This window comes from Plantibacter sp. lyk4-40-MEA-4, assembly GCF_030209415.1.
GTDB classification, from domain to species: domain Bacteria; phylum Actinomycetota; class Actinomycetes; order Actinomycetales; family Microbacteriaceae; genus Plantibacter; species Plantibacter flavus_A.
Map to the genome: position 1 here is coordinate 222,258 of NZ_JARVSA010000010.1, position 8,870 is coordinate 231,127.

The 8,870-nt window shown below is 68.2% G+C and carries 10 protein-coding genes; 1 reads left to right on the forward strand and 9 read right to left on the reverse strand.

The window, feature by feature from the left end; all coding sequences use genetic code 11:
• Positions 1–35: 35 nt before the first annotated feature.
• The 9 genes from QRN44_RS16945 to thrS all read right to left on the reverse strand — a co-directional run bounded on the left by QRN44_RS16945 (position 36) and on the right by thrS (position 7,843).
• A complete protein-coding gene (locus QRN44_RS16945; RefSeq protein WP_064293818.1) occupies positions 36–419 on the reverse strand; it encodes a preprotein translocase subunit YajC in 384 nt (127 codons plus the stop codon).
• Between the two features lie 72 nt (positions 420–491).
• Positions 492–1,523, reverse strand: coding sequence for a Holliday junction branch migration DNA helicase RuvB (gene ruvB, locus QRN44_RS16950; RefSeq protein WP_079002493.1), 1,032 nt, complete (start codon positions 1,521–1,523; stop codon positions 492–494).
• Complete coding sequence (ruvA, locus tag QRN44_RS16955) at positions 1,520–2,146, reverse strand: Holliday junction branch migration protein RuvA (protein WP_079002492.1); 627 nt, start codon at positions 2,144–2,146, stop codon at positions 1,520–1,522. The genes ruvB and ruvA overlap by 4 nt, the downstream gene beginning before the upstream one ends.
• Entirely contained in the window at positions 2,143–2,775 is a 633-nt protein-coding gene (gene ruvC / locus QRN44_RS16960; protein ID WP_285039698.1) for a crossover junction endodeoxyribonuclease RuvC, read from the reverse strand. Before ruvC ends, ruvA begins: the two co-directional genes overlap by 4 nt.
• Positions 2,776–2,871: 96 nt before the next feature.
• Positions 2,872–3,633, reverse strand: coding sequence for a YebC/PmpR family DNA-binding transcriptional regulator (locus tag QRN44_RS16965; RefSeq protein ID WP_175115856.1), 762 nt, complete (start codon positions 3,631–3,633; stop codon positions 2,872–2,874).
• A gap of 99 nt (positions 3,634–3,732) precedes the next feature.
• Positions 3,733–4,329: a pyridoxal 5'-phosphate synthase glutaminase subunit PdxT gene (gene pdxT / locus QRN44_RS16970; RefSeq protein WP_121290694.1), complete on the reverse strand. Its 597-nt coding sequence runs from the start codon at positions 4,327–4,329 to the stop codon at positions 3,733–3,735.
• Between the two features lie 30 nt (positions 4,330–4,359).
• The gene (gene pdxS / locus QRN44_RS16975; RefSeq protein WP_064293812.1) at positions 4,360–5,265 is read right to left on the reverse strand and encodes a pyridoxal 5'-phosphate synthase lyase subunit PdxS; all 906 of its coding nucleotides are present in this window, start codon (positions 5,263–5,265) and stop codon (positions 4,360–4,362) included.
• Between the two features lie 98 nt (positions 5,266–5,363).
• Positions 5,364–5,924: an HIT family protein gene (locus tag QRN44_RS16980; protein ID WP_121290696.1), complete on the reverse strand. Its 561-nt coding sequence runs from the start codon at positions 5,922–5,924 to the stop codon at positions 5,364–5,366.
• Positions 5,921–7,843, reverse strand: coding sequence for a threonine--tRNA ligase (gene thrS, locus QRN44_RS16985; RefSeq protein WP_285039708.1), 1,923 nt, complete (start codon positions 7,841–7,843; stop codon positions 5,921–5,923). Before thrS ends, QRN44_RS16980 begins: the two co-directional genes overlap by 4 nt.
• A 193-nt stretch (positions 7,844–8,036) precedes the next feature.
• On the opposite strand from thrS, the gene QRN44_RS16990 reads away from it, so the two are divergent.
• Entirely contained in the window at positions 8,037–8,720 is a 684-nt protein-coding gene (locus QRN44_RS16990) for a lysoplasmalogenase (RefSeq protein ID WP_285039700.1), read from the forward strand.
• The last annotated feature ends 150 nt before the right edge of the window (positions 8,721–8,870 follow it).

Below are 8,870 nucleotides of genomic sequence, written 5' to 3' on the forward strand. Positions count from 1 at the left end.
TGGCACGACGGCCACCGCCCGGGAAGGGGTTGGGACTAGTCGTCGCTTTTCTGCGGCTTCGAGGTGTCCTCGACGCGCTGGCCGAATTCGGGCTTGGAGAGGTCGAGCGACGATGCGTCGTCGGGGATCGACTCGACGACCGGAGCCTCTTCCGCGGTCTCGGCGACCGTCGGGGCGACGACCGCACCCGCGTAGCGGGGGTCGATGGTGACGATGACGCCGGGGGCGATCTCGACATCGGCCTTGCGGGAGTCGCGGTCCATCGAGATGAGGGTGCCGTAGACGCCGAAGCCGGTAAGCACCTCGGCGCCGGGGACGAGCTTCTGCTCCGTCTCCGCGGCCTGCTTCTTCCGCTTGTTGTTGCTCACCATCATGAACACGATCATGACGCCGGCGAGGCCGAACAGGACGAGGGTCATTGCATCCACGATGGGAACCTTCCAGAGGAGATTGAGGGCGGGAGACGTTGGGAACGCACCGCCAAAGGGAAATTATAGGCCATCGAGGGTCGAGCCATGCTGAGAAGGTGTTCTGCCGAAGTGCCGCCACGCGGCCGGGGTCGCCACGCGGCCTCGTGGCGTGCGCGTGATGAGGCCGATCCTGACGAGGAACGGCTCGACGACGGACTCGATCGTCTCCGCTTCCTCGCCGACCGAGACGGCGAGCGTGCTGAGCCCGACCGGACCTCCGGCGAAGCGGTCGAGCATGCCCTCCATGACCGATCGGTCGAGTCGGTCGAGACCCAGGGCGTCGACGTCGTAGAGCTCGAGCGCGGCCTGGACGGTCTCGAGGTCCGCGCGGCCACCGTGTACGAGTGCGTAGTCCCTGACGCGGCGGAGTAGGCGGTTGGCGATGCGCGGCGTACCCCGACAGCGCCCGGCGATCTCGGCGACGGCCCGAGCGTCGATGTCGAGCCCGAGCATGTCGGCGGTGCGGTGCAGCACCTGTTGCAGTTCCGGCTCGTCGTAGAACTCGAGGTGAGCGGTGAACCCGAAGCGGTCGCGGAGCGGGTTCGGCAGCAGGCCGGAGCGGGTGGTCGCCCCGACCAGGGTGAACGGTGCCAGTTCGAGCGGAATGCTCGTCGCGCCGGCACCCTTGCCCACCATGATGTCGATGCGGAAGTCCTCCATGGCGAGGTACAACATCTCCTCGGCAGGGCGGGCCATGCGGTGGATCTCGTCGATGAAGAGCACCTCGCCCGGGGTCAGTGACGACAGGACCGCGGCGAGGTCGCCGGCGTGCTGGATGGCCGGACCACTCGTGAGCCGGAGCGGTTTCCCGGTCTCGTGCGCGACGATCATCGCGAGGGTCGTCTTGCCGAGTCCAGGAGGGCCGGCCAGCAGGATGTGGTCGGGGGTGCGGTTCTGCATCCCGGCGGCCGTGATCAGGAGTTGCAACTGACCGCGTGCCTTGGACTGACCGACGAACTCGGAGAGCGACCGCGGACGGAGGGCCCCTTCGAACGCCAGTTCCGCGTCGGACTCGGCGGCTGGATTGGTGAGGTCTTCTGGAGCGTCCGTCACGAGGTACGGCCTCCGGCGTGCGCCGGGCCGAGTCTGCCGAGGGCCAGGCGGATGAGCGACGGCACGGTCGAGAGGTCGGCCGCACTCGCGGAGGCGGAGGCCTCCACGACCGCCTGCGTCGCCGTCTTCTCCGGCCAACCGAGACCGATGAGCGCTGTCACGACCTGATCGGCGATCGCGGCTGCGTTCACGGTGGTCGCCGGAGCTTCAGGCGTCGTCCTGGTGACGCGGAGCTTGCCGGCGAGCGAGACGGTGATGAGCTTCGCCGTCTTCGGCCCGATCCCGGAGACCTTGCGGAACGGGGCGTCGTCGTCAGCGGAGATGGCGGCGGCGATCTGCTCCGGCGTCAACGCCTCCAGGACGCCGAGTGCCGACTTCGGGCCGACCCCGGTGACGCTCACCAGGAGCTCGAACACGGACAGCTCCTCAGCGGATCGGAACCCGAACAGGGAGAGCGAGTCCTCCCGCACGATCAGTGTCGTCGAGAGGAGCGCTTCCGTGCCGACCCGGAGGGAGAGGGCATGGGCCGGCGTGACCTGGACGGCGAATCCGACGCCGCCAACCTCGATCACGACGAGGTTGCCGACCGCGCTCAGGACGGTGCCGCGGAGGGAGGAGATCATGCTTCCAGCCTAGGGCTCCGCGCTGCCCGGGCCCGGACGGCCGCGTCGCGCGTTCCGCCGCCGCGTTCCGCCGCCGCCCACGCACGCTGGGCCGGAGTGAGTGCTCCACTCCCCTGCGGCCCAGCGCCGACGGGTGTCGCTGCCGTCGACACGACGGGTCGCCAGGCGTGGCAGATCGCAAGTGCGAGCGCGTCGGCGGCGTCAGCGGGCTTCGGGAGTTCGTCGAGACCGAGGATCCGGGCGACCATGGTCTGCACCTGGAGCTTGTCCGCCCGGCCGTAACCGGTCACCGCTGCCTTGACCTCACTCGGGGTGTGCAGGCCGACGGGGATCCCGTTCGCGGCCGCAGCGTGCAGTGCGAGCCCACTCGCCTGGGCGGTGCCCATGACCGTCCGGACGTTGTGTTGCGCGAACACCCGCTCGACGGCCATCGCGGTCGGCGAAGTGCGCTCGATCGCCTCGGCGATACCCTGCGCGATCATGAGGAGTCGCTGCTCGAGTGGGGCGTGCGCGTCCGTCCGGATGACGCCGTACTCGACCATCGTGGCCTGCCGTCCCGGCAGGACGTCGACGACCCCCACCCCGCATCGGGTCAGGCCGGGGTCGATGCCGAGGACGCGCAGAGTCATGTTCCGACCTTAAGCGCGGGCGATGCGCCGGACGCTCCGCGAGGGCGGAGTGTCGTACATCCGTTCGAACGGGCTTCGCACGGCACGGGTGCCGGACTACTCGTCGTCGGCCTCCAGCTCGGCCTGCACCTCGGGGGTGAGGTCGAAGTTGCTGTAGATGTTCTGGACGTCGTCGTTGTCCTCGAGCGCGTCGATCAGCTTGAAGATCTTGCGCGCCGTGTCGGCGTCGATCTCGACCTTGAGGTTCGGGACGAAGGCGACGTCGGCGGAGTCGTAATCGATACCGGCCTCTTGCAGGGCGGTCCGGGTCGCGACCATGTCGCTCGGCTCGGTGACGACCTCGAAGGTCTCGCCCTCGGTGTTCACCTCTTCTGCGCCCGCATCGAGGACGGCGCCGAGGATGTCGTCCTCCGTGGTCCCCTCGGCCTGGACGACGATGAGGCCCTTGCGCTGGAAGTTGTAGGCGACGGAGCCCGGATCGGCCATGGTGCCGCCGTTGCGGGACATCAGCGTCCGGACATCGGCTGCTGCACGGTTCTTGTTGTCGGTGAGGCACTCGACGAGCAGGGCGACGCCGTTCGGACCGTAGCCCTCGTACATGATCGTGGTGTAGTCGACGACCTCACCGGTGAGGCCGGCACCGCGCTTGACGGCGCGGTCGATGTTGTCGTTCGGGACCGAGGTCTTCTTCGCCTTCTGGATGGCGTCCTGCAGCGTCGGGTTGCCCGCGAGGTCTGCGCCGCCCATCTTGGCCGCGACCTCGATGTTCTTGATGAGCTTGGCGAACGACTTCGCGCGACGGCCGTCGATGACCGCCTTCTTGTGCTTGGTCGTCGCCCACTTGGAGTGTCCGGACATGTGCTCCCTAACTGCGTGAAAAGAACCTGACCAGTCTAGGCCAGCGACCCGGAACTCGCGATCACGCCGCGACGGGCCACGGGATCGGGCGCCAGCGCCTCAGCGGGATCGCTCGACCTTGTCGAGGAAGTAGGCGTGGAAACGGGTGTCGCCCGTGACCTCGGGATGGAAGGACGTGCCGAGGAGGTTCCCCTGCTCGACGGCGACCATCCGACCGTCGGGCAGCGAGGCGAGGGGTGTCACCGACGGACCGGCGGCTTCGACCACCGGCGCGCGGATGAACACGGCGTGCACGGGCGGGTCGCCGAGGACCGGGATCGACAGGTCCGTCTCGAAGGAGTCGAGCTGCGACCCGAAGGCGTTGCGCCGGACCGAGACGTCGAGCCCGCCGAGACTCTGCTGGCCGGCGATCCCGTCGAGGATCCGGTCGGCCAGGAGGATGAGCCCGGCGCAGGTGCCGTACACGGGCAACCCGGCGGTGATCGCTTCGCGCAACGGTCCGGCGAGGTCGAAGGAGCGAGCGAGCTTGTCCATCACGCTCGACTCGCCGCCTGGCAGGACGAGTCCGTCGATGCCGGTCAGTTCCGAGGGACGCCTGATGAGGCTGACGTCCGCCCCGAGGCCGGTGAGGACGGCCGCATGCTCGCGGAAGTCCCCTTGCAGGGCGAGGACGCCGACGCGTGCCGCCCCGGTCACGACGTCACCTGGTTCAGGGCGGACGCGGGGCTACCAGCCACGCTCGGCGAGGCGGTGCGGTGCGGCGAGGTCGGCGACGTTGATGCCGACCATCGCCTCACCGAGACCGCGGGACACCTCGGCGATGACCTGAGGGTCGTCGAAGAAGGTCGTCGCCTTGACGACGGCCGCCGCCCGCTGGGCCGGATTGCCGGACTTGAAGATGCCGGATCCGACGAACACGCCGTCGGCACCCAGCTGCATCATCATCGCGGCGTCGGCCGGCGTCGCCACACCCCCGGCGGTGAACAACACGACCGGGAGCTTGCCCGTCTCGGCGATCTCGACGACGAGGTCGTACGGGGCCTGGAGGTCCTTCGCCGCGACGTACAGCTCGTCCTTCGACATCGACGACAGGTGTGCGATCTCGGAGCGGATCTTGCGGATGTGCTTCGTCGCCTCGGACACGTCGCCGGTGCCGGCCTCGCCCTTCGAGCGGATCATGGCGGCACCCTCGTTGATGCGCCGCAGTGCTTCTCCGAGGTTGGTGGCGCCGCACACGAACGGGACGTCGAAGCCCCACTTGTCGATGTGGTTCACGTAGTCGGCCGGGCTCAGGACCTCGGACTCGTCGATGTAGTCGACGTCGAGCGCCTGGAGGACCTGCGCTTCGACGAAGTGGCCGATGCGAGCCTTCGCCATGACGGGGATGGACACCTCGGCGATGATCGATTCGATGAGGTCGGGATCGCTCATCCGAGCCACGCCGCCCTGGGACCGGATGTCCGCCGGAACGCGCTCGAGGGCCATCACGGCGACGGCTCCGGCGTCCTCCGCGATACGGGCCTGCTCGGCGGTGACGACGTCCATGATGACGCCGCCCTTCAGCATCTCCGCGAGTCCGCGCTTCACGCGGTTCGAGCCGTGCTGTCCAGTGGTCGTGCTGCTCTCGGTCATGATGGCGAGCGTACCGCCGGGTGGCCTGACGGTGCTCCGTCCACAGGCCGGAAATTGGACTTGGCTGGGCCGGTCCACCTGGACCGGCCCACGATGGATCAGGTCGAGGTGGGCCAGGCGTCCGCGATCGACTGCCGGACGTCGCCGAGCAGCTGCGGGAGCGCCTTGGTCTGGGCGATGATCGGGAAGAAGTTGGCGTCCGTCGCCCAGCGCGGGACGATGTGCTGGTGCAGGTGCGCCGCGATCCCGGCACCGGCCACGGCACCCTGGTTCATGCCGAGGTTGAAACCGTCGTTCCTCGAGACGGACCGGACGACCCGCATCGCCGTCTGCGTCAGAGCGCCGATCTCGGCGACCTCCTCCGTCGTCGCGTCGTCGTACATCGCGACGTGGCGGTACGGGCAGACGAGCAGATGCCCGGAGTTGTACGGGAAGAGGTTCAGCAGAACGAAGGCGTGCTCGCCCCGATGCACGATGAGCGCTGACTCGTCGTCAAGCGTCGGCGCGATGCAGAACGGACAACCGTCGTCGGATGGTTGGCCCTGCTTGATGTAGACCATCCGGTGGGGCGTCCAGAGACGCTGGAACGCGTCCGGGACGCCCACCAGGTGGGAGGTGTCGATCGACTCGAACGACTCCGGCTCGGTGCCCGGGGTCATGACGGCAGATCCGCTGCGGTGTTCACCTGCAGTTTCGCGGCGATGGCGGCGCGGATTCGGCGCACGGCGTCGGCGACCGGGACACCGTTCTCCTGGGTGCCGTCGCGGAATCGGAAGCTCACCGCGCCGTTGGCCTGGTCCTCTTCGCCGACGATCAGCTGCAGCGGGGTCTTCGCCTTGGTGTGGTTGCGGATCTTCTTCTGCATCCGATCGTCGGAGGCGTCGAGTTCCGCACGGACCCCGGACGAGCGCAGCTCGGCGACAACTCCGCCGAGGAACTCCTCGTACTGCTCGGAGACGGGGATACCGACGACCTGCACGGGGGCGAGCCACACCGGGAAGGCACCCGCGTAGTGCTCGAGCAGGATCGCGAAGAAGCGCTCGATCGAGCCGAGGAGTGCGCGGTGGATCATCGCCGGACGCTTGCGCGTGCCGTCAGCAGCCGTGTACTCCAGCTCGAACAACTCGGGCAGGTTGAAGTCGAGCTGCACGGTGGACAGCTGCCACGTCCGGCCGATCGCGTCGCGCGCCTGCACCGAGATCTTCGGACCGTAGAAGGCTGCGCCGGCGGGGTCGAGGACGAGTTCGAGACCGGACTCGACCGCCACCTGGCGGAGGGTCTCGGTCGCTTCGTCCCAGACCTCGTCGGTGCCGACGTACTTGTCGGGGTCCTTCGTCGAGAGCTCGAGGTAGAAGTCGTCGAGACCGTAGCCGCGGAGGGTCTCCAGGACGAACTGCAACTGGCGGCCGACCTCGTCCTTGACCTGGTCGTCGGTCACGTAGATGTGGGCGTCGTCCTGCGTGAGGCCACGGACACGCGTGAGCCCGGAGAGGGTGCCGCTCTTCTCGTACCGGTAGACCGTGCCGAACTCGGCGAGACGGAGCGGCAGTTCGCGGTAGCTGCGCCCTCGGGCGCGGTAGATCAGGTTGTGCATCGGGCAGTTCATGGGCTTCAGGTAGTAGTCCTGGCCCTGGCGGGTGACGTGGCCGTCGGCGTCGACCTCCTGGTCGAGGTGCATCGCCGGGAACATGCCGTCCTTGTACCAGGCCAGGTGCTGGCTGACCTCGAACAGGTGCCCCTTCGTGATGTGCGGGGTGTTCACCAGCTCGTAGCCGGACGCGAGCAGGCGCTCGCGCATGTAGTTCTCGATCTCGTTGCGGATGATGCCGCCCTTGGGGTGGAACACCGCGAGACCCGAGCCGATCTCCTCGGGGAAGCTGAAGAGGTCGAGCTCGGCACCGAGCTTGCGGTGGTCGCGCTTGGCCGCCTCCTCGATCCGAGTCTGATACGCGCGCAGCTCGTCCTTGGTCGCCCAAGCGGTGCCGTAGATCCGCTGCAGCTGCGGGTTCTTCTCGCTCCCCCGCCAGTACGCCGCGGCGAGACGCGTCAAGGCCCAGCCGTTGCCGATCATGCGCGTGTTCGGCAGGTGCGGACCGCGGCAGAGGTCCTTCCAGACCGTCTCCCCCGTCTTCGGGTCGACGTTGTCGTAGATGGTCAGCTCCGCGCCGCCCACCTCGACGTTCTCGTCGTCGGCTGCCGATCCGCCCTTGAGGCCGATCAGCTCGAGCTTGTAGGGCTCCCCCGCGAGTTCCTCGCGAGCCTCGTCTTCGGTGACGACGCGTCGCACGAAGCGCTGGCCCTGGCGGATGATGCGGTCCATCGTCTTCTGCAGCACCTTGAGCGCCTCGGGCGTGAACGGTGCGGCGACGTCGAAGTCGTAGTAGAAGCCGTCGGTGACCGGCGGGCCGATGCCGAGGTTCGCGTGCGGGTCGACCTGCTGCACGGCCTGCGCGAGCACGTGGGCTGCGGAGTGGCGGAGGATGTTGAGACCGTCCGGCGAGTCGAGGTGCACCGGCTCGACGGTGTCCGTCTCCGTCACCGTGGCGGCGAGGTCCTTCAGTTCGCCGTTGACGCGCATGGCGACCACGGATCGGTCGGTGAACAGTGCGAACCCGTCACTCACGGATGATCTCTCTTTCTCAGGTGAAACCTTGGCCGTGCAAGCCTATCGTCGTCCACGACGAGGAGACGCTGCCGTCGGTCGGCGGCCATGGTTCGTGCTCGGGCTCATCGCTAGAGTGAAGGCCTACGACGTGACGGGGGTGGCGCTGATGACGGCTGTGCAGAGAAGCCGGGCTGCGACGGCGCTGTTCGCCGCGCTGCCCGTGGTCGCACTCGTGCACATCATCGCCCTCGCCTCCGGTCAGGAGTGGCTGTCGCTCCTCACCAAGCCGTTCATCATGCTGGTCCTCGCGCTGGCGCTCGTGTGGTCGGTCCGACGGCTGTCTGCCGCTGCGGTCACCGCGCTCGTCGCGATCATGTGCAGCTGGCTGGGCGACGTCGCCCTCATGGTCCCGGGCGAACTCGCGTTCGGCGTGGGGATCCTGTTCTTCATGCTCGCTCAGGCCGGCTATGTCCTACTCTTCGTGCGGCATCTGCGCACCAGGAACCGCCCGCCGGTCTGGGCGCTCGTGTACCTGGTGTGGCTCGTCGCCGGCATCGCGCTCCTCAGTCAGCAGGACATGGGGGCGCTGTATCCGGCGGTCGTCCTGTACGCCGTCGTGATCGGGGCCATGGCGGCGTCTTCCACGATGACGACGCCGACGATCGCCGTGGGCGGTGCGCTGTTCCTCGTCTCCGACTCGTTGATCGGGCTCGACCGCTTCGTGCCTGCAGTGACGATCTGGGCGGCGGACGAGATCATCATGGCGACGTACGCCGCGGGCCAAGGCATCATCGTGTGGGGCGTCGCGGAGGTCCTGCGTCGCCGGGAGCGGGCGGTCCTCGCCGTCTGAACGGACGTCCGGGCGTGCGACGGGTGGTCTGCGCAAGAGGTGGTCTGTGCAACGACGGAGGGCCCGAGCTGTTCGCTCGGGCCCTCCGTGTTCCTGTGGGCGATACTGGGATCGAACCAGTGACCTCTTCCGTGTCAGGGAAGCGCGCTA